This window comes from Paenibacillus prosopidis (genome assembly GCF_003337375.1).
In the GTDB taxonomy this organism is placed as follows: domain Bacteria; phylum Bacillota; class Bacilli; order Paenibacillales; family Paenibacillaceae; genus Pristimantibacillus; species Pristimantibacillus prosopidis.
The window spans coordinates 148,189-169,216 of the sequence record NZ_QPJD01000016.1; the positions used below are offsets into that span (position 1 = coordinate 148,189).

At 47.7% G+C, this 21,028-nt stretch carries 19 protein-coding genes; 3 read left to right on the forward strand and 16 right to left on the reverse strand.

Going from position 1 to position 21,028, the window contains the following annotated elements:
* Positions 1 to 279: 279 nt before the first annotated feature.
* The 15 genes from DFP97_RS23085 to cymR all read right to left on the reverse strand — a co-directional run bounded on the left by DFP97_RS23085 (position 280) and on the right by cymR (position 16,142).
* Positions 280 to 2,133, reverse strand: coding sequence for a peptidoglycan D,D-transpeptidase FtsI family protein (locus DFP97_RS23085; protein WP_114382758.1), 1,854 nt, complete (start codon positions 2,131 to 2,133; stop codon positions 280 to 282).
* A gap of 187 nt (positions 2,134 to 2,320) precedes the next feature.
* Positions 2,321 to 4,537, reverse strand: coding sequence for a methyl-accepting chemotaxis protein (locus tag DFP97_RS23090; RefSeq protein ID WP_114382760.1), 2,217 nt, complete (start codon positions 4,535 to 4,537; stop codon positions 2,321 to 2,323).
* 187 nt (positions 4,538 to 4,724) lie between these two features.
* Positions 4,725 to 5,987, reverse strand: a complete 1,263-nt coding sequence (locus DFP97_RS23095) for a peptidase U32 family protein (protein ID WP_114382761.1) — start codon at positions 5,985 to 5,987, stop codon at positions 4,725 to 4,727.
* A gap of 22 nt (positions 5,988 to 6,009) precedes the next feature.
* On the reverse strand, positions 6,010 to 6,942 hold the full coding sequence (locus tag DFP97_RS23100; protein ID WP_114382763.1) for a peptidase U32 family protein: 933 nt from the start codon (positions 6,940 to 6,942) through the stop codon (positions 6,010 to 6,012).
* 55 nt (positions 6,943 to 6,997) lie between these two features.
* Positions 6,998 to 8,038: an endolytic transglycosylase MltG gene (gene mltG / locus DFP97_RS23105; RefSeq protein WP_114382804.1), complete on the reverse strand. Its 1,041-nt coding sequence runs from the start codon at positions 8,036 to 8,038 to the stop codon at positions 6,998 to 7,000.
* Positions 8,039 to 8,221: 183 nt separating this feature from the next.
* Positions 8,222 to 8,533 carry a DUF1292 domain-containing protein gene (locus tag DFP97_RS23110; RefSeq protein WP_114382765.1) on the reverse strand — a complete coding sequence of 104 codons (312 nt, stop codon included), beginning with the start codon at positions 8,531 to 8,533 and terminating at the stop codon, positions 8,222 to 8,224.
* Entirely contained in the window at positions 8,533 to 8,829 is a 297-nt protein-coding gene (locus DFP97_RS23115) for a DUF1292 domain-containing protein (RefSeq protein ID WP_114382767.1), read from the reverse strand. The genes DFP97_RS23110 and DFP97_RS23115 overlap by 1 nt, the downstream gene beginning before the upstream one ends.
* 8 nt (positions 8,830 to 8,837) lie before the next feature.
* Entirely contained in the window at positions 8,838 to 9,254 is a 417-nt protein-coding gene (gene ruvX, locus DFP97_RS23120; RefSeq protein WP_114382769.1) for a Holliday junction resolvase RuvX, read from the reverse strand.
* Between the two features lie 25 nt (positions 9,255 to 9,279).
* The gene (locus tag DFP97_RS23125) at positions 9,280 to 9,540 is read right to left on the reverse strand and encodes an IreB family regulatory phosphoprotein (protein WP_114382806.1); all 261 of its coding nucleotides are present in this window, start codon (positions 9,538 to 9,540) and stop codon (positions 9,280 to 9,282) included.
* 38 nt (positions 9,541 to 9,578) lie between these two features.
* Positions 9,579 to 12,212, reverse strand: a complete 2,634-nt coding sequence (gene alaS, locus DFP97_RS23130; RefSeq protein WP_114382771.1) for an alanine--tRNA ligase — start codon at positions 12,210 to 12,212, stop codon at positions 9,579 to 9,581.
* Between the two features lie 358 nt (positions 12,213 to 12,570).
* Entirely contained in the window at positions 12,571 to 13,641 is a 1,071-nt protein-coding gene (locus tag DFP97_RS23135; protein ID WP_114382773.1) for an AI-2E family transporter, read from the reverse strand.
* A gap of 149 nt (positions 13,642 to 13,790) precedes the next feature.
* Positions 13,791 to 13,988, reverse strand: coding sequence for a hypothetical protein (locus tag DFP97_RS23140; protein WP_114382774.1), 198 nt, complete (start codon positions 13,986 to 13,988; stop codon positions 13,791 to 13,793).
* A gap of 3 nt (positions 13,989 to 13,991) precedes the next feature.
* On the reverse strand, positions 13,992 to 14,537 hold the full coding sequence (locus DFP97_RS23145; RefSeq protein WP_114382776.1) for a PRC-barrel domain-containing protein: 546 nt from the start codon (positions 14,535 to 14,537) through the stop codon (positions 13,992 to 13,994).
* A 17-nt stretch (positions 14,538 to 14,554) separates the two neighbouring features.
* The gene (locus DFP97_RS23150; protein WP_114382778.1) at positions 14,555 to 15,709 is read right to left on the reverse strand and encodes a cysteine desulfurase family protein; all 1,155 of its coding nucleotides are present in this window, start codon (positions 15,707 to 15,709) and stop codon (positions 14,555 to 14,557) included.
* Positions 15,710 to 15,722: 13 nt separating this feature from the next.
* Positions 15,723 to 16,142, reverse strand: coding sequence for a cysteine metabolism transcriptional regulator CymR (cymR, locus tag DFP97_RS23155; RefSeq protein WP_114382780.1), 420 nt, complete (start codon positions 16,140 to 16,142; stop codon positions 15,723 to 15,725).
* Positions 16,143 to 16,344: 202 nt separating this feature from the next.
* Here cymR and mnmA point away from each other — a divergent pair, with 202 nt between their 5' ends.
* Positions 16,345 to 17,478 carry a tRNA 2-thiouridine(34) synthase MnmA gene (gene mnmA / locus DFP97_RS23160; protein ID WP_114382782.1) on the forward strand — a complete coding sequence of 378 codons (1,134 nt, stop codon included), beginning with the start codon at positions 16,345 to 16,347 and terminating at the stop codon, positions 17,476 to 17,478.
* Between the two features lie 77 nt (positions 17,479 to 17,555).
* Here mnmA and DFP97_RS23165 read toward each other — a convergent pair whose 3' ends face one another.
* Entirely contained in the window at positions 17,556 to 18,896 is a 1,341-nt protein-coding gene (locus DFP97_RS23165; RefSeq protein ID WP_114382808.1) for a hemolysin family protein, read from the reverse strand.
* Between the two features lie 360 nt (positions 18,897 to 19,256).
* On the opposite strand from DFP97_RS23165, the gene DFP97_RS23170 reads away from it, so the two are divergent.
* Together DFP97_RS23170 and DFP97_RS23175 are read left to right on the forward strand one after the other, a co-directional pair.
* Complete coding sequence (locus DFP97_RS23170) at positions 19,257 to 19,811, forward strand: copper resistance CopC family protein (protein ID WP_114382784.1); 555 nt, start codon at positions 19,257 to 19,259, stop codon at positions 19,809 to 19,811.
* Positions 19,811 to 20,896 carry a copper resistance D family protein gene (locus DFP97_RS23175; RefSeq protein WP_114382786.1) on the forward strand — a complete coding sequence of 362 codons (1,086 nt, stop codon included), beginning with the start codon at positions 19,811 to 19,813 and terminating at the stop codon, positions 20,894 to 20,896. Before DFP97_RS23170 ends, DFP97_RS23175 begins: the two co-directional genes overlap by 1 nt.
* Positions 20,897 to 21,028 lie beyond the last annotated feature (132 nt).

Sequence of the window (21,028 nt, forward strand, 5' to 3'; positions counted from 1 at the left end):
TGTATATCATTCAGTCTACGCGCTACTTTCCGCCGCTAAAGCGGCGTTTGAGTGGAAAACATGCCTTCAAAAACTGGAAATCTAGCCTACACGAGACCTATCCCGTCCATTTGACTGTATAAAATCACCTCAAACTACGATAACGCCCATTCCTAGCGGTTTGATTGTATGAAATCCAATTAAACGGCGTGCGTGCTTCCACTAACCGCATAGAGACGGGAATTCCTTCAAAGACTCGTAATTCTACATTTCAGGGACGAAAACAGCCGCTGAAACCGGCTACTCCTGCGTTAAACGTGCGGCAATATCCATGACGCCGCGGAATAGCTTGGTCGCCTGGTTCGCGCTGCCAGGCGGCTTGTTTTCAACGAGCACGGCAACAGCGTAGCGCGGCTTCTTGACCGGGCCGTAGCCCGCAAACCACTGGTGGTTGCGGGCGATTCCGGCCCGCTTCGTTTCAGCGGTGCCGGATTTCCCGGCCACCGCCCACAGCCCTTGGCGGATCGATCGACCGGTACCATGGTCGACGACCGCCTGCATGCCGCGCAGCAGCGCATGAGCAGTGGCCGGCTTGATCCGGCCACTGCCTCTTTGCGCGCGCTGCGCGGGCAGCTTCACCATCCGCTGGCCTCCGGCATAGCGGATCTCACTGACCAGGCGCGGCTCCATTACGCGCCCCTCATTCAGCAGCGTGACAATCAAATTTGCCGCCTGAAGCGGCGTCATCCTTACATCACGCTGCCCAATGCCGCTCTGCGCGAGCACCCCGCCATCGACCACAGTCTTCTCTCCACGCTTGCCTCTCGCTCCGTTCTCAGCTGTGTTAACAGATGCGAACAGCTGTCCAGCCTCCTCTTCCTCCAGCAGGCGCAGCGGTGCTGCGAATGGGCCGAAGGAACTTTCCCGGTGCCAGCCCGCCTTTCGCCCTATGCCTAATGCGTCTGCGGTGCGCTGAAGCTCCGCCGCCTTTAGTCGCTCGGCTATCGTTGCAAACGCAATATTACACGACTGCGCCAGACCCTCCTGCAGCGTAAGCAAGCCGTGACCGCCCTCCTTCCAGCAGGACAAGCCATATTTCCCGTATTCCCCGTTGCAAAAAAACTTCTCGCGCATATGAACGACTCCCGCTTCCAATGCCGCAGCCTCCGTGACGAGCTTGAACACCGAGCCTGGAGCTACAGCTTTAATAGCATGATTAGCCCATTCCGTCCCGTCAGCGGAAAGGAACTGCCCAGGCTTCAGCTTCGGTCGGGACACCATAGCGATAATATCCGCATTATCCGCATCGAGAACGACGATTGCCCCTTCTTTCAGACCTTGCGCATCCGCGTACGCTTCTATTTCATTTTGCAGCTTCAAATCCAGCGTCGTTATCGCCTTCAAAGGATAATACCGGTTTCCCGGTTGTGTAATGCGAAGATCAAGCCCGTGAAGCGGCGCATTACGCCCATCGATAAAATAAGAAACTGACGTCGTACCCACGCCGCGGAGCAGCTTATCCAGAGACTTCTCGAGTCCCGCGCCGCCGACCTGCTCCGTTAGCTTCCGCTTTCCGCTCGCAAGCTCAGCCGGATGAACAGCTTGCAGCCATTCTGGATGCTGGCTCGTAAAACCAATGACATGCTTTGGCTCAAACTGCGGCAGATAGCGGTTACGATAAGGCAGAACCCGAATTCCGTTTAACCTAAGCTTCTCAATTCGCATTGCCTGCTCGTCGGTTAACCGCATCGGCTGCTCTTCCCCTTCAGTCTTCCAAAAGACCGGCTCACGCACCTCGTCCCATTTTTTAATGAGGTGATCTGTTGTCACGCCCAGCAGCTCACCAAGCTCAGCCAATGCTTCTTCCGAGCCGCGAGAATCCTTCCGTACCGGAAAAAGAGCAACTCCTGAATAGGTTTCACCCGTAATGGCCAGTCCATTTCGATCGTAAAAGTCGCCTCGGCCCGTATCCAGCACCAAATTACGTTGACGCTGCACAACCGCTAGACGCTGCCAGCCTCCGCGGTTAGTTTGGCTTGAATAAACAGCTGCTGAAGAGCTGCCGGGCATTAGCTGCAGCCAAGCGAGACGTCCTATATAAAGCATCATTACTAAACTAATAAGCAACGCGGCAATCCAAATACGTCTAAACATACGATTTCACCATGATGACCGTTCTCCTTTAATACGCTCGCCTGCTCTTTGCACCGTGCTTAACGATTATTTTTATCTTTATTATTTCCTGTACGGCCTGCTGTTCAAACGTGCCTCTTAATCCGTACAGAAAAAGAGCCGTTCAGCACAATGGCTGAACGGCTCTCTATATATTATTATTTCACCACTAATCAATCTTGAACTGCGACAATGAATTTTTCAACTCGCGCGATACGGTATCCAGCTTCTCGGATAACCGCACCATGCCATCGCTTATGCTAAGCTGCTCGGAGCTGAGCGACGCTACTTCCTCCGACGTTGCGGACGATTCCTCTGCAACAGCACTGACATTCGTCATCGCTTCTGCCAGTACAGCTTGCGATTGATCAAGCTGACCGATAGAGTCCGTTACGAGATCAAGCGTCTCAGCAAATTGTCCCATTTGACCTTGAACCGTCAAGAAAATTTGATTCGCTTCTTTAACCAAACCGATCTGCTCTTGGAATAATGGGTAGGCATCCGATAAGACGCGTACGGTTTCATCAATCTCACGTCTTATTTTTTCTGTAATTTGTCCAACTACATCAATAGATTGACGAGATTGATCGGCTAGCTTACGAATTTCATCCGCTACAACCATAAAGCCTTTGCCCGCAGCGCCAGCTCGTGCAGCTTCGATTGTCGCGTTCAAGGAGAGAATGTTCGTTTGCTTCGTCAAGTTGTTAAGCACATCCAAAATCTTAACGATCGAGCCCGTGCTTTCCTTCAGAGCATCCACTTTTTCTACCATGGAACGCGTCATTTCTTCGGTCATGCCCGTCTTCTGAATTAAAACACCCATATACGTTGTTCCCTGCTCACTTGCCTTCTCGACCTCTGTTGCGGACCGTACCATTTGTTGATTGGCTTCAATCACTTTTTTCATCATCACATCAATATTTCCTGTTAAATCGGCGCCTCTCTCTGCTTCAACCGCAAGGCTGGTTGCCCCGCCTGCAATCTCTTCGGTAGCAACCGCGATCTCTTTAGCAGAGAGGGCTGTTTTCTTCGATGCCTCACTCAAATCCGTTGCTGTAGCAAGTACATCCTCGGCGGAACGGGTCGTTTGTACGGCCAACGCCGAAATTTGCGTCATCATTTGGTTGAAGCTAACGCCCAGCTCACCGATTTCATCCTGACGCTTCTTCATCACGGAACGTACGGTCAAATTGCCGCTTGCGCCCTCATTCATCAAATTCCGCAGTTTAACGAGCGGTTTAGCTATCGTCTGTATAACGAGTATGCCGATCGAAACCGCAAGTAACGCTGCTATGAACACCATAATCCATGTCATATTTTGAATAGCCTTTGCATCTTTAACGAGCTCTTTCACCGGTACTTTGCCAACCATCTTCCAATTCATCGTTGCAAAGGTTTTGTAAGCCACAAGTACCTCTTTTCCGTTAGCATTCGTTACCTTAACGGAACCCTGTAGCGCTTTATCTCCATCCGCAGGCAAAGCAAGGTTAGCCGGTTTACCGATCTTTGCAGGATCAGCGGAGGCAATATAATTCCCGCTCGGATCAATAATCGATATTTCGCTGTCCTCTCCAAGCACAACATCGCTGTATCTCTCCGAAAGCGTTTTTAGTTGAATTTCCATCAATAGCACATAGGAAGATTCATTAGATGTGCTGTCCTTGATAACACGGCTTAAACCAATCGTTGAAATGTCAGCTGAACCGGCCAACCCTTCCGGTTGCGGCGGAATCCAGTTCGTTTTGCCTGCCAGCTCGACCGTTTGCTTAAACCAATCAGTTTTCATTAATTTTTCCGCGCTGCTCGCTGAAGCTGCACCTGAAGTAACCACAGCCAGCTTCGGATTGATGGGCAGCAATATCATTCCGCTTATCGTATTATTTCCCATCACGTAATTTTGCATTTTATCGCTTAATTTGCGCGATGCTTCAAATTTAGCGTAATCGTCGTTGCTGTCTAACATGGTACGAACGATACCGTGAAAATCTTTATCGATTAATATTTGCAGCGATAAATCCTCATAGGTCTTATAAATAACGTCCATGTTATTAGCTACTTGATTAACCGTTTGAAAGCTTGCATTTGAAACCTTATTTTCAATAATGGATTTTGCTTTCGAATAAGACATGAGTCCTACCGTTAACACGCATGCAATGATACTGCAAAAAATGATTGTAAACAGCTTCATGCCGACCGATTTTACGGGGTTTGACAGCTTCGTTTCCTTCATGGATTCCGTCGCCGTTCTCGCTGCTTTGGACAGTACCTTTAGTCCTGTTTGCGCTTTCAAAGACAGTTCTGATTTACCGCTGTTTGCCCCATCCTGCTGGCTTTGCTTCTTTTGCTTTTTCGATTTTAGTACTTGCTGATCCTCTGGATTTTTCATAAGGAAAGACACCGCCTTTAAAATTGTGAGTCTAAAGTAGTTCGAAAGCTTCTAGCGAATCTTACCGAAATATGTATGTACCGTCTATTATTTAATATCGGCACGTATATGTAAATTTTTAATAGAATCCAAAAAAAAGAGCCTTATTTTTTTGGAAAAATAAGACTCAAGCATGATTAAATTGGAATCACTTTTTTCCTACCTTTTTGCGCATCATATCCATCGGTTTTACCGGTTTTAAAGTGCGAATCCGGATATGCTGAAGCGGATGCCGGGCTGAATCGAGCTTTTGGCCTTCCGCATCCGTAATTTCCGTTACGGTTTGCTTGAAGAATGTGCCTTTCGGTCCAACAAACTCGACCTCCTGACCCAGCTTAAAGTGGTTGCGCTGTTGTACAGTAGCAAATCCCGTTTTATCATCATAGGCAAGGACGACTCCGGCAAAATCGTATGGCGCCGCTTTTTCTTCCGGCTCGTAGATATGATCCTCTGCTCCCGGCGTATCTAGGAAAAAGCCGGTATTAAGCGGCCGATTAGCTGCCTTATTAATTTCCTCTACCCACTCGCGCTTCAGCTCAAAATGCTCCGGATCGGCAAAATACGCGTCAATCGCCTGGCGATAGACATTGACGACAGTAGCAACGTAGTGAATGCTCTTCATTCTGCCTTCAATTTTGAAGCTGTCTACTCCGACTTCGATCAGCTCGGGCAAATATTCAATCATGCACAAATCCTTGGAGCCCATTGTAAACTTATCTTCATCCTCAGGGTACAGCGGCATATCATCAACAAACAGATCATACTTCCACCGGCATGACTGCGAGCAGCCGCCGCGATTAGAATCTCTATCTGTAAAATGGTTCGACAGCACGCAGCGGCCCGAGAATGAGGAGCACATTGCACCGTGAATGAATGCTTCGATTTCAATATCAACATGCTGTTTTATTTCAGCAATGTCTTTAAAGCTCGTTTCACGGGCAAGCACAACGCGCGGCAAGCCCTCTTCCTTCCAAAATTGAACCGCCTGCCAATTGAGCGTCGATTGCTGCGTGCTCAAATGCACCTCCAGCTTAGGAGCCACACGCTGCGCCGTCTCGATAATAGCCGGGTCAGCCGCAATAATAGCAGCGATGCCCGCTTCTTCCAGTCCGCGCAAATAATCCTCAAGGCCGTCCACATCCTCGTTATGTGCATAAATGTTTGTAGCAACAAACACCTTAGCACCGTAACGGTTGGCGAATTCAACACCTTCCTTCATTTCCTCGAAGCTAAAGTTATCCGCATTGGAACGCAAGCCGTATTTCTGGCCTCCGATATAGACCGCGTCGGCACCGTAATGTATCGCAAATTTCAGCTTTTCCAGATTGCCTGCAGGAGCAAGCAGCTCCGGTTTGTCAAGCCGGTGCCGTTTTCCTTGGTATCGCGGGGTTGTCTTCACTGTCGTCGTCATTTAAAGTCACACCTCCTGCTTATCAGTACACTTGCTCTTTAAAAAAGAAACCAAAGCTTAGCTCACGATTCGGATCCTGCACCGCTTGAATCGATTCGAGCCATTCCTCGTTAAACGCATAGCCTTCGGGATTTTCCAGGTATGCGTCAATCGCCTGACGATATGCTCGAACGACAATTTCGTTATAAGCAATGGACTTCATAATGCCTTCAACCTTCAGGCTGTTTACTTTGGCGTCCATTAATTCATGCAGGTTCTCAACCATGCAAATATCATCCGAGCTCATAATATGTGTACCGTTGGCATCCTCATAGACTGGATACCGCTCATCCTGCCGTTCCGCTTCCATAACATAAAGCCCTCGGTCCTTATCTTTTTCAGGCAAACGTTCCGCTTCCGACTGATGCTCCATATAACTGTCCACTAACGACCGCTTGGAATGATAAATATTCGTCATGCCGTGCACCTGTACCTGAACCTCAAGCTCAGTGTTCGCCATAATTTCAACAACCTGCTCCATATTCAGCTCACGAGCAAGTACGAATCGAGTCGCACCCCGACGACCCCAATAGGCAGCAGTTACATAATTTGTTGATGTCATCTCTGCATTCCAGTGTAATGGCATTCCTGGTGCATGCAACCGCGCAGCCATAAGAACAGCAGGGTCGCCGAATACAACCGCATCTACACCAGCTGCAGCAAGCGAAGCTACATAGGAAGGCAGCGTTTCAACGGTTTCGTTGTCCATTAAGTTGTTTAGAGCCGCATAAACCCGAACGCCATGAGGCTTTGAAAGCTTGACGGCCTCCTTAATCATCTCTATGCTAAATTCCCCTGCTAACCGCATGCCATAACGTGCTTCGCCGATAACAAAAGCATCTGCCCCCGCTGCAATGAGCCGCTCCAGCTCTTCCATTGAAGCGGCGGTAGCTAACAATTCCGGCTTGTACGCCATAGGTTTATCCTCCTAAAAAGTTTTACGAAGTAAAACTTACTTCGTAAGCATAAGCTTACCCTGCTGTCTGGTTGCTCTTTTCGATGTTTCTTAAATGTTCTTTATAAGTTTTCGCGAATAAATGCGACTGTGTTCCATCTTTTTTAGTTACATAAAAGAAATAATCGGTTTCCTCCGGATATAAAGCTGCTTTTATCGAAGCAAGACTAGGGCTTGCAATCGGTCCCGGCGGCAAGCCGTTTACTTTATAGGTATTGTAGGGACTATCGATAAGCAAATCCTTCTCATATAGTCTTTCCTTTGGCTTATCGAGTGAATATTGAACGGTAGCGTCAATTTGCAGCATCATGTTATCGGCAATGCGATTATAAATGACACCTGCTACGAGCGCCCTTTCCTCATCAACGACAACCTCTCGTTCAACAAGCGAAGCTATAGTAAGCAGGTCATGAACCGTCATTTTCTTTTGCTCTAACACATCCTGCCAATCCTCCGGGAGCTCAGCCAGCTTACGGTCCAGTTCAGAGACCATTCGTTTAATAATATCCTCTTCCGTGCTTTTCTTTTCCATTTCATACGTTTCCGGGAAAAGATAACCTTCCAGCCTTTGATGTAAATCGTCGTTCTCAGGTATCGAGCGAACAGCTTCGGCATCGCCCCAAGCTGCTTGTGATGCAATCAATTCAACAAACTTTGCTTTGTCAATCAGCTTCTCAGCCGCTAGCTTATCGGCAATTTGCAGTACGGTAAAGCCTTCTGGTATCGTAAAGCGAATCGTTTCAGCTGCCACCGTTTCTCCAGCGTTCAGCTTAGCGATGATCGCATCGTTATCCATTCCGGGATTAAGCTCATACAAGCCCGCTTGGAAGCGCGCACCTTGACCATTCAATTTCAAATAATATTTAAAAATAAATGAGTTCTTAATTATCCCTTGCTTCTCCAAAATATCGGCTACCTCGTTTGCGGACGTACCTTTCGGAATTTCAATCTTTTGTGCATCGCCTGCCGCGGTTGGCTGCAAGCTGCTCCACACATATAGAGCTATGCTCCCTGCCCCTATAATCATGATGCCGAGCAAACTCAGTATAACCCACATCGTTATGCGGCTTCGCTTCGGTCCAGAGGTCGATTGATGGTCCCGATGCTCCAGCTGCTGTAATGATTTGTCCAACCTTAAACCCCCTTATTTACATTTCTGAAGCTGCAACTTTCTTATATTCGAACAAAAGAGCGGTTTAGAAACCGCTCTTTTGTCTATTGCGTATGCTTTTGTAGCCTCTTACGGCCTTTCATCATCCGCAAATAACAAATCGTCGTATGCTTCAGACGCCGCTTCCCATTCTTCATCATCTTCAATCGTTTCCAGCTGCGGCTCGCCGTCGGCTTGAATAACGCGGAACAGCTCTACTTCATCCTCGCTTCGCATCGCTTCCGATTGAAGAGCAGCATACACGCGGTCGCCAAGCTGAAACTCGGCTTTTATGAAGTAAACTTCAACACCGCCGTCATCTGCAACCAGCTCAATGTCGTTGCCGAACGCATTTTTTAAGCTGTTCAGCGTCTTAGGCGATGCATGCTCAGTGCCCGACATTAGTTTTGCTCCTCCAGCTCGCCGAGAAGCGTATTGAATGTCTCCTCGACCATGTTCCATTCTTCTTCATCTTCAATCGTGTACAGCTTCAAATCATCGCCTTCTTCTTCATAACGGAAAGCATATACTTCATCTTCCTCGTCATTTTCGCTGGCGAGCGGAACAACCATCATATATTTCTGATCAGAACCGTCAACTTCAAACTTCATGATGACCTCGAATTCCTCTTCGTTGCCTTCTTCATCCGGAATATAAATAATTTCCGGCTCTTCAAACTCCAGATCTTCATTAGTCATCTTTACCATCACCTTTTCGCTATAGAATCGAGATAATTTTGCAAAATGAGTGTTGCCGCCATTTTGTCTACGACTAGCTTTCGCTTCTTTCGGCTGACGTCCGCTTCAATAAGAGTGCGTTCGGCAGCTACCGTCGTCAGCCTTTCATCCCAAAGGTGAACAGGTATGTTTAGTTTCTGCTTAATTTGTTCTGCAAATTCAATACAAATTTCGCCACGCGGACCAATCGTTCCATTCATGTTTTTCGGCAGACCGACGACAATTTCACTGACCTCATGCTCTTTGGCCAGCTCGGCAATACGATCAAATTCACTGCCGTCACGTCTGCGTTCAATGACTCCGGTTCCTTGCGCGGTCCAGCGAAACGCATCGCTGACGGCGACTCCAATATTACGGTCGCCGTAATCCAATCCCATTAATCTCATCTCTTGTCCGGCTCCTGCCCGTTTGTTATTGTTTCTTGTGGTTTAAATAGAACCGGACAAGCTCTTCGATTAATTCGTCTCGTTCCTTCTTGCGAATTAAACTTCTGGCGTTGTTATGCCGCGGTATATACGCGGGATCTCCGGACAGCAAATACCCAACGATCTGGTTAATCGGGTTATAATCTTTCTCTAGAAGCGCTTCATGCACAGTCAGCAGAATGTCTTGAGAAGATTCCACCCCTTCCGCCTTCACGTTAAACTTCATTGTTTGGTCCATGGAACTCATCGCCAGCACCTCGCTTTCAAATCCGCTTTTCATTCCTATCATATCACATTTGTTTGGTTAAGAACTAGTTCTTCCGCAAGTTTCAAAGCTTCATCAAGCTTGGAGATATCTTTACCGCCTGCTTGTGCCATATCTGGTCGTCCGCCGCCGCTTCCGCCGCAATGTACTGCCGCTTCTTTGACAATTTTCCCTGCATGGAAGCCCTTTTTAACCAAATCCGCCGAAACAGCCGCAGCCAAATTGACCTTATCGTCCTGAATCGCGCCCAGCACGATAACGCTTGATTCCAGCTTCAGCTTTAATTCATCTACTATTCCGCGTAGCGCATCCATTGAAGGCGCATTTACTTTAGCGCAGAGTACTGTAATGTCACCAACTGTTTTCGCATTTGATTCAAGTGAGCCTGCTTCAATCCTGCTCAGCTTCGCTTGAAGAGACTCGTTATCGCGCGAAAGTTCTTTGACTTGGCCAAACAAAGCTTCGATTCTTCTAGGCACGTCAGCCGTATTTGATTTCAACAGGGATGCCGACAGCTTAAGCAGGTCAAGCTGGCTTTCCATATAGCTGTATGCATGTTTACCAGTTACGGCTTCAATTCTTCGCACGCCGGATCCGATTCCGCTTTCGCTCAGCAGCTTAAACAGACCGATTTGCGATGTGTTGCCGACATGACAGCCTCCGCACAGCTCCAAGCTGTAGTTTCCAACCTGTACAACGCGTACCACATCGCCATATTTCTCGCCGAATAAAGCCATAGCCCCCATTTCTTTCGCCTCGGTTAATGTCTTATTATCGATCGTTACCGGTGTACCAATCCAGATTTGTTCATTAACGCGACGTTCGATTTCGACGAGTTCTTCGGCCGTAATGCTGCCAAAATGGGAGAAGTCAAACCTTAAGCGTTCTGCTTCGACAAGAGAGCCTGCTTGGTTAACATGTTCGCCAAGCACTTCCTTAAGCGCTTTATGAAGCAAATGCGTGGCCGTATGATTTTTTATGATATCATCACGAACCGGTCTTGCTACAGATGCTTTAGCAACCTCGCCCGCTCGAACGGTACCTGAAATTACGGTAGCATAATGAACGCTTTGTCCATGCGGAGCCTTGGTGACGTCTTCGACCTGTAAGGCAAACCCATTGCCTGTAATGGTACCGCGGTCCCCAATCTGACCGCCGCTCTCGGCGTAGAAGGGAGTAATATCAAGCAACACCGCTACCTTGCTGCCTTCGCCAGCCGAATCGACCAATGAATCGTTTTGCAAGAGAGCAGTGATTTTGGATTGTGTTACCAAATTATTATAGCCAACAAAATCACTTTTAATCGTAAATTCAGCGAGCGGACCGCCCTGTACCTTCATGCTGCCCGTATCCTGGCGCGCTGCCCGCGCACGTTCCCGCTGCGCTTCCATAGCGGCATCAAAGCCGGAGCGGTCTACTGTCATTCCATTCTCCGAAGCAAAGTCCTCCGTCAAGTCAAACGGGAATCCGTAAGTATCATATAAACGGAATGCGTCATCGCCGCTAATTTCCTTATTGCCCGCTTTGCCGGCAGCCGCTACAAGCTCGGATAACATGGTTAGGCCATCGGACAGCGTCTCATGGAACCGCTCTTCCTCTGTACGGATAACTCGCTCAATAAATTCACGTTTATCTACGACCTCAGGGTAATAGACGCCCATAACCTCACCTACAACAGCCGTCAGTTCATGCAGGAATGGACGGTCGATACCGATCGTTTTCCCGTAACGGACCGCCCGGCGCAAAAGTCTGCGAATAATATAGCCGCGGCCTTCATTGGACGGCATTACGCCATCGCCAACTGCAAATGCGACTGTACGAATATGGTCAGCGATGACTTTAAGGGCAATGTCATGCTCTTCGTTTGTTTTGTAGCTGACTTTCGCAATCGCACAAGTACGGTCAATTATCGGTCGGAACAAGTCTGTATCAAAGTTAGAATCTACATCCTGCAAAATCGATGCAAACCGCTCAAGTCCTGCGCCCGTATCGATGTTTTTGTTAGGAAGCGGCGTGTAGCTGCCGTCTTTGTTATGGTTGAATTGCGAGAACACGAGGTTCCAAACTTCGAGGAAACGCTCGTTTTCTCCTCCAGGCCAGCACTCGGGATCGGACAAATCGCCATACTTGTCGCCACGGTCGTAGAAAATCTCCGTACAAGGTCCGCAAGGTCCTTCACCGATATCCCAGAAGTTTTCATCCAGCTTATAAATTCGCTCTGCGGGAATACCGATTTTATTATTCCAGAAGCTGAAGGCTTCCTCATCTTCCGGATATACCGTCACCGACAGGCGGTTAGGATCGAAGCCGATCCATTGCGGCCCGGTCAAAAACTCCCATGCCCACGTAATGGCTTCTTCTTTAAAGTAATCACCAATCGAGAAGTTGCCGAGCATCTCAAAAAACGTATGGTGCCGGCGCGTCTTGCCGACGTTCTCGATATCGTTCGTTCGAATACATTTTTGCGAGTTCGTAATGCGCGGGTTGTCCGGAATAACACGGCCGTCGAAATAAGCCTTCAGAGGTGCCATTCCCGCGTTAATCCACAGCAAGGACGGATCGTTATGCGGTACGAGCGATGCGCTTGGTTCAATTTTATGGCCTTTGCTTTCAAAAAAAGCAAGCCATTTCGCACGAATTTCACTAGCCTTCATTTGTATGAGCCTCCTAAAAAGTTTTACGAAGTATCGTAAGTCCAATAAACACAAAAACGCCCCTGTCATAGACAGGGACGAATCAATTCGCGGTACCACCCTGGTTATTGCGCCCTTGTATGAGCATGCGCAATCGCCTTCATTGGACGATAACGGGTCCAGCCGGTGAAGTTTGTTCACACTCCGAAAAGAGCTTTCGGCCACCCTTCGTCATGAAAGCTTTCTCAACCGACGCTTGCTGCTTTCGTAAGGAGCAGGAGCGAAGAAGCTTTCTCTCTGGCTAACGGGCAATGGCTTACTTCAATTCGTCAACGTTTTAACCATTTTTTATAAATTATAGCTACAGCTATTACACCTGTCAAATAATCTTTCGCCGCACGTAATAGGCGAACATATGCTGGACAATAACTTTACATGCGGCAAATATCGGCACCGCCAAAATCATGCCGACGATACCCGCAATTTCACCGCCTACCAGCAAAGCGAAAATGATGGACAAAGGATGCAGGTGCAGCGTTCGTCCGACGACCTGCGGAGAAATGACGTTTCCCTCGAGAATTTGACATGCGGTATTAATGATAGCTACGAGAATGACCATTTTAACCGATATAGTAGATGCCATCAGAAGTGCCGGCGCAGCTCCGAAAAACGGTCCTAAATATGGAATAACGTTCGTTATCGCGACAATACCGGCAAGCAGAAGCGCATATGGCATTCCAATAAAAAAATAACCGCAATATGCTAATAGGCCAACAATGAAGCAAACAAGAAACTGACCGCGAATGTAGCTGCCGAGCGCCGTATCGATATCCTTCATCAGCCTTACTGTATTTTTACGATGCGATTTAGGCACATAGGTAATGACCGTACGTTCAAAGACGTCGAAATCCTTTAATATATAAAAGGAAAGAAACGGAATAATGAACGCGATAAACACAGCATTGAGCATGGATCCGATATTATTCACAAAGTTGAATAAGGTTTCAGAAAGCTTTTTCTCCATATGAACCAGCGATTTGTTTAAGCCGGTTCGAATGCTTTCCGGTAAAAAAGATGTGTTGTTAATATCGGTGACAATATCTGCAGCACGCATGGAAAGCTCCGGAACATGCCGGTTCAGCTCCTGCACCTGATTAATGAACATCGGAATAAGATTCACCAGCAGAACTGTAATGGCAGTGCAAAAAACGGCATAGATCAGCAGCACCGCAATCGTTCTGGGCACCTTTCGTTCATGCAGCAAAGTTACAACCGGATTAAGAACATATGAAATAATCATCGCGATAATAAAGGGTGCGAGCACGGCCCTCAAGAAGACATATACATTTAAGATTAGCGGCTTTAGAAGCAGCATAAGATAAATGGCCAGCAGTCCTAATATGATGTAAACCAACCAAACAAACAGACGGTTCTTAGTAAATCGCTCCACCGTCCTCACCCCCGTACTATTGTTTCCCTTCATTCCGACCGGTATAACCGAATCTGATTCAGTATATGTACAAGCAGAGCGAATCATCCTTAGACAACAAAAAAAAGACGGTCAAAGACCGTCTTTCCATATTCGTGCTCAAAAACACATCAGTTGACGTGTACTTGCGGTATTTCATCTTCAAAGAACAAGTCGTCGAGCGAGCTTAACGTGCCGTCCTCTTCCACTTGGTAAACCGACATTTTGTCGCCGTTAACCGTCAGTTCAATGAAGCAGCCCCAGCAATAAAACTGATGGGAACCTATTTTTCCGATATCTTTCGAATTACAGTTCGGACATCTCATCATCTTTCATTTCTCCCTATCCTTTGAATTGGAAGCTGCGACAGGCTCCAATTCCGCTTCACTGACAGCAGGAACAATAATCGCGTCTTCCCCGAGTAACACGGTATCCGGATCACTCGGCGCCTTCAGCCATTTGCGCCCTTCCATCAGATCCGAAACAAAACCGTCCGTAAGCTCGTAGCCTACTATTTGTGTACCCTGAAATGGGTAAAAATAAACATCCGATACCCTTCCCAGTTGTAAACCCTGGACAGTCATTACAGGCAAATCTTTTAATTTTACAACACCTGTGTAAAAAGAACGAAGCAATTGCTTCGGCTTCATCCGGATTATAACGTCTTCGCTGGATATGATGACGGTATCCTCTCCGCAGGTTAATACATTCTCCCACGCCACTATTTTCACAGATGACGCGAACCATTTGGCGCTGTCGAGGATTAGACCCTTCAGCTGCCAATGCTCATCAAACCAAGCATCCTTTACGGTTCCGACCAGCTTGCCGGAGTGGATAACGATTACGGGAAGTCCAATAAGCTGTTGAAGTTTAATCACGCTTAGGCGGCGGCCTCCTAGTAGTTATTACGAATACGCCTCACGATCGTTCCAACTTTATGTGCGGCTTCTTCTAATTCCTCCAAAGTATTCCCCAAACCAAAGCTAAATCTTACAGCCGATTGTATTTGCTCTTCAGGTAAATGCATTGCGCGCAGGACATGCGATCTTTCTAATGCGCCTGAAGTACAGGCCGATCCGCTTGCAGCCGCAATCCCATCCATATCAAGATTCATAAGCATCGTCTCCGTATCAACACCGATAAAGCTGACGTTAACGATATGGGGCAAATGGTGCTGTTCATTGCCGTTGATCATAATCGGCACCTCTACATTTGAGTGCAGCAGCTCTATCCATCTCTTACGAAGCTTGTCCATAAAAAGTTGCTTCTTTTCTCGTTCGTTCACACAAATGTCAACAGCTGCTGCAAAACCGGTTATGCCTGCTACGTTTTCCGTTCCCGCGCGCCGCTTTCTTTCCTGCAAGCCTCCGTGCTGGATTGCTTCGAATGGCGTGCCGTTTGCCACATATAGAGCGCCAACGCCTTGAGGACCATTTATTTTATGCGCAGAAAAGCTCATCAAATCAACCGGCAGCTCGTTCAGCCGATAGTCCATCCAGCCCAGCGTCTGTACCGCATCGACATGAAACAGCACGCCGTTTCTTTTCGTGATTTGTCCAATCGCTTCAATAGGCTGCAGCGTGCCAACCTCATTGTTTCCGTGCATAATGCTGACAAGCGCTGTTTCCGGAGTTATCGCCGCCTCGATATGCTCGGGAGCTGTGGTTCCGGTGCTGTCTATAGGCAGCATGGTTAAAGTAAAGCCTTCTTCCTTGCTTAACCATTCGCATGTATGGAGAACGGCGTGATGCTCGCCCGCTGAAGTTATAATATGCGTTTTGCCGCGTTTACGCTGCGCTCTTGCTGCGCCGATCAATGCTGCGTTATCGCTTTCTGTTCCGCCGGAGGTAAATAGCAGCTCCGCAGGCTTACAGCCCAGGGCAGCCGCAATACGGTCACGCGACCGGTTAAGCTGCTGCTTCGCAGCTCTCCCGAAAGCATGCATGCTGGATGAATTGCCGCCAGGCCCCTGCATCAGTTCGAGCATCGTTTGAGCGACGGAAGGATGCATAGGCGTAGTTGCGGCATGATCAAAATAATATGTTCTCATAGGTCAGCTTCCTTTAAATATAGAACATATAGCTGTCTGGTTTGCCTTCATCTTCAAAAGCGATCAAATCCGCGAGCGTTGTTGAATCGAGCACCTCTGCGATGCTATCGCGAATTCTGAGCCACAATTGACGTTTAGCCGGATCATCTTCCTCCGTAAAGTCAACAGGGGAGATCGGCCCTTCAAGAATACGGATAATGTCTCCCGAAGTAATACCCTCGGGATCCTTGGACAAAATGTATCCGCCGTAAGCGCCTCGAATACTTTTCACTAGGCCTGCATTACGCAGCGGTGCTACTAATTGCTCCAAATAGTGCTCGGAAAGCTGATTTCGTTCAGCAATACTCTTGAGCGAAGTCGGGCCTTCACCAAATTTAGCCGCAAGCTCCATCATTATCGTTAAGCCGTAACGGCCTTTAGTCGATATCTTCAAACTGGCACCTCTTTAACTGTTTTTGGATTTAGTTGTTGTCATATTGCCGTTCCAAATAGCTCTATAAATCACTGTATTCCCATAACACTTATATGTTAACATATCCAATATGCATCGTGTGCAAAAAGGTTGACATCTTCATGAAAAAGTTTTCTGCCTATGTTACAATGTAGGTGTTTGATTGAACAAGGTGGTGTTTAGAATGGAAAAACCGAAAGCTTCGACAAGAGTCGTCGTCGGCATGTCAGGCGGCGTTGATTCTTCAGTCACCGCGCTGCTGCTGAAGCAGCAAGGATATGACGTCGTCGGCATTTTTATGAAAAACTGGGACGATACCGATGAATTCGGCCACTGCACGGCGGAAGAGGATTCTGAAGATGTACGCCGCGTATGCGAACAAATCGGTATTCCCTATTATACCGTTAATTTTGAACGGCAATATTTTGACAAGGTATTCACCTATTTTCTGGATGAATACAAACGCGGGCGGACGCCTAACCCGGACGTCATGTGCAACCGCGAAATTAAGTTTGGCGATTTCCTGCAGCGGGCGACGGAGCTTGGAGCCGATTATTTGGCAACCGGTCACTACGCGCGCGTTGAACGCACGGCGGACGGCGTGACGAAGCTGCTTCGAGGCGTCGATTCGAACAAGGACCAAACCTATTTCTTAAGCGCCCTTAATCAGCGGCAGCTTGCGAAGGCGATGTTCCCGATCGGTCATTTGCCGAAGCCGGAAGTACGCCGGATAGCCGAGGAAGCCGATTTATATACGGCTAAGAAGAAAGACAGCACCGGAGTCTGCTTTATCGGGGAACGGGATTTCAAGACGTTCCTAAGCGGCTACTTGCCTGCTCAATCCGGCGATATGGTCGATATCCGCAATGGTGAGAAGAAAGGCCGTCATGACGGGTTAATGTATTACACGCTAGGTCAGCGGCAAGGTCTCGGAATTGGCGGCTCCGGCTCAGGAGAACCATGGTTCGTTGCCGACAAGGATTTAGAGCGCAACATATTGTATGTTGTACAAGGCGAGCAGCACCCGAGCCTTTACTCAGTGAGCTTAACAGCCAGCGGCATGAACTGGATTGTGCCTGCTGCCTATTCTGACCCGCTCCGCTGCACGGCTAAATTCCGTTACCGCCAGCCGGATCAAGGCGTTACCGTAACGATGCAGGAAGATGGAACTGCGCTTATCGTATTTGATAAGCCCCAGAAGGCGATAACTCCGGGACAAGCGGTCGTCCTTTACGACGGCGAAGTATGTCTCGGCGGCGGAACGATCGAAACCGTCCAAAAAATTGATGCGGAAGCTTTCTTGGCCCATCAACCCTAATAAGAATTAATAAGGCTGTGCTAACGCGTCAATAAGACGAGTTGGCACAGCCTTATTTCTTACAGCAAACTTGCTCGTTAGCCAATATACTTATCTTCCTCCCTCTTTGCTGAATCACCAACTCTTCGAACGATAATGCGTGAAATGCGCAAATGATCCGTTTCCTCAATAACGAACTCATATCCGCCGGGATAATTGACACGCTGATTATTGGTTGGCGGAATTTCAATTCTTGAATAGAGCCAGCCGCCAATCGTATCGTAATCATCTGTCTCAATATTGAAACCGAAGAAGCTGTTTACTTCTTCGATGAGCATCAGCCCGCTAATCGAATAGGAGTTATCGTCCCTTTTTTCCAGCTGCTCCCTTTCCTCGTCAAATTCATCTTGAATTTCACCGACGATCTCCTCCATGATGTCCTCCAGCGTCACTAAACCCGATGTTCCTCCGTATTCATCGATCAATATAGAGATTTGTGATTTACGCTTTTGCATCAGCTTAAGCAGTGTGCTGATTTGCATCGATTCGGGCACTGTCGTAATTGGCCGCGTAATCTGTCTAATATCATTCAGGCTGTGGTTCGTATCTTTGAGCAAATCTTTGATGTGAACGAACCCAATAATATTATCCTTGTCGTTCTCGCATACCGGATAGCGGGTGAGCATTTGCTCCAACGCAATTTTTTTGTTATCCGCAAGCGAGAAGTTTGTATTTAAACAAATCATTTCTGTGCGGGGAATCATTATTTCGCGCGCATTCGTTTCGGCAAAGTCGAAAATATTATCTACAAGCGTGAGCTCCGTATTATCTATTAGTCCGTTTTTGTGGCTTTCCTTCATCAAAATCCGAATCTCGTCCTCTGTGTGTGCCGAGTCCTTCTCGGACGCCGGCTCAATGCCGGTCATTTTGAGAAGCTGATTTGCCGTACCGTTAAGCACCCTAATGAATGGATACATTAATTTGTAAAAGTATATGAGAGGCGTAGCCGTTAACAGCGTTATCGTCTCCGCTTTGCGAATCGCAATTGTTTTGGGCGCTAATTCTCCCAGAACGATATGAAGCACCGTTATAAAGGTGAATGCGAGGATGAAGGAAACCGTATGAATGACCACCTCGTTATGAAAACCGAAGATAATAAACAATGGCTCGATCACTCGTGCGACTGCCGGTTCACCGATCCAACCAAGACCGAGCGATGCAATCGTAATGCCAAGCTGGCATGCCGACAAATAAGCGTCCAAGTTGCCCGTTAAAAGTGAAGCGAGTTTTGCCCGTGAATGTCCTTCAGAAGCAAGCGTATCGATGCGGCTGCCCCGGACTTTTACCATGGCAAACTCGGCGGCAACAAAAAAGCCATTCATTAACACTAAAAACAAAATAAGCGGCAATGACAAGCCTAACGGTAAAGGGTCACTCAACGATATCCTGCCAATCGTATTTGAAGGGCCCGGTAACGATGGCAGGTGCACCTCCTTTTGGAACAAAGATACGGCGATCTTTGTGTATTGTGTGTTGACACTCCTTGAAGCTAAGCCGCCGCGTCAAAACGGTCCGGTCGCTAGATTGGCCGTTTTCAAGACTGTAGTTATGTGTATTCGCCATAGGTTAACCTTTATACGCGGTTTACTGGCGTTTTATTCGAGTTTTTGTTCTGTTCAGGTTCGCGATATTCAATAAATGTTCATAAAGCCGCTACGATTTACTCACTTCATTTAAGCTAACGCTTTACGTAATCTGTTATAATTCAATCAGCTTACGAAATTTCAGGAGGATTACATATGAAACGGATATTGCTGATCTGCCTCGCTGCTCTATGGCTCGTACCAGGTATTGCTATGGCCCACTCCAAATTAGAAAGTGCGGTACCTTCGCAGGATGTGTCGATCGCCGCCTCGCCCGAGCGTATAGAGCTGACGTTTAATACCAAAATCGAGAAGCTGAGCAATTTCAAAGTACTAAACGCAGCAGGAGAAGTGATGGATACGGAAAGGGCGGAAGTTAACGGCGAGACTATGAGCGGTGCTATCGCTTCTGTACTGCCGAATGGTATATATACGGTAAAGTGGACGATCATCGGTGCGGATGGCCACTCCGTCGAAGGCAATTACACGTTTACAGTTAATGCGCCGGCGCCGACTGATTCCCCTTCCCCTTCTCCTTCTCATTCACCGGAAGCGGGTGCCGATGCCGATGTGAATGATTCAACTAATGAAAATGGGAAAAATACAACCGTAGCCGTTGATAAGGAAGATGCTAACTATACTCCCGCATTTATAATCGGCGCTATTATTGCGGCTGCTGCTCTCGTACTATTCTTACGGAGGCGTAAATAATGATATATGTCAGTGAAGGCCTTCTGTACGTTTGCTTCGCTATTTTGTCGGGAGCCTTATTGCTTCGGCTCGTGCCGGAGGATAGAAGGCCTGCCGTACATGTACCGAACGGCTTCCTCCTCGCATGCGCAATAGCGATACCGATCTTGTCTTACGTACCTATTCATAAGTTAGCTCTTGTATTTGCCAAAGATTTCGACATGACATACGGCACGATTCTCAAAAGCATATTGCTCGATATCAACACCGGTAAAGCATGGCTGTGGACAATGATTGGTTCAGCAGGGCTCGCTTTTCTGCTTGGACTTAAATCGTTCCGCAATGACAAGCATATGCCAAAGGTAGCCTTGTTTGTAACGTTTCTGCTCGTCATATGGCTTGGATATGCAGGCCACGCTTCATCCTTGAATGGTTTTAAAGGGATGCTCACACATTCCGCTCACTTTCTTGCGGTAAGTGTATGGATTGGCATTTTGTTCATCATAAGCTGGTTTGCAAAGGATAATGCCCACTGGCCTGCCTTTCTCCGCTGGTTTTCGCCAGTCGCCATCAGCTCGGTCTCCGTTACGCTGCTAGCAGGATTTGTGCTTATGACTTTTACGACGCCTGAGTATGTGAATGCATGGATGCTGCCATACGGACAAATGCTGGTTATAAAGCATTTACTAATTGTCCCGCTGCTGCTATTTGCCTACTCGAACGGATTTGGCTATAAAAAGGCCGTGCTGAATAACCCATCCTTTAATCCGAAGCGGTGGCTGCAAGCTGAGAGCGTGATCGCCCTTCTGGTGCTCGCTGCAACCGGAGCGCTTGGTCAGCAAACGCCTCCGCATACGGTCCAGGAAACGCTGCAAACCGTGTCTCCGTCACCGCTTTTCACATCCTTGTATAAGGGTGACTTCAGCCCGGATATAACTCTGCAATTCACCTTACATATGGAGAGTGTGCTAATGCTTGCTGCGGCGCTGCTAATGGCTGGAGGCTTGCTGTGGATGTACCGCTCCAACCGTCTGATCCCAGCCTTTATCATGGGTATATTGACCGCTGTGTTCGGCTACTTTGGTCTGATGTTTGCGATTGCTTAAGAAATATTGTCGGCATATAATTACTCTATAAAAAAATGGGGCTGTCCCAAAAGTCATAAAGACTTAGGGGCAGCCCCTTCATTGTTTTAAAAGTTGTAAAAAACAAAGAAACCATCCTTTGGTAAAATGGAG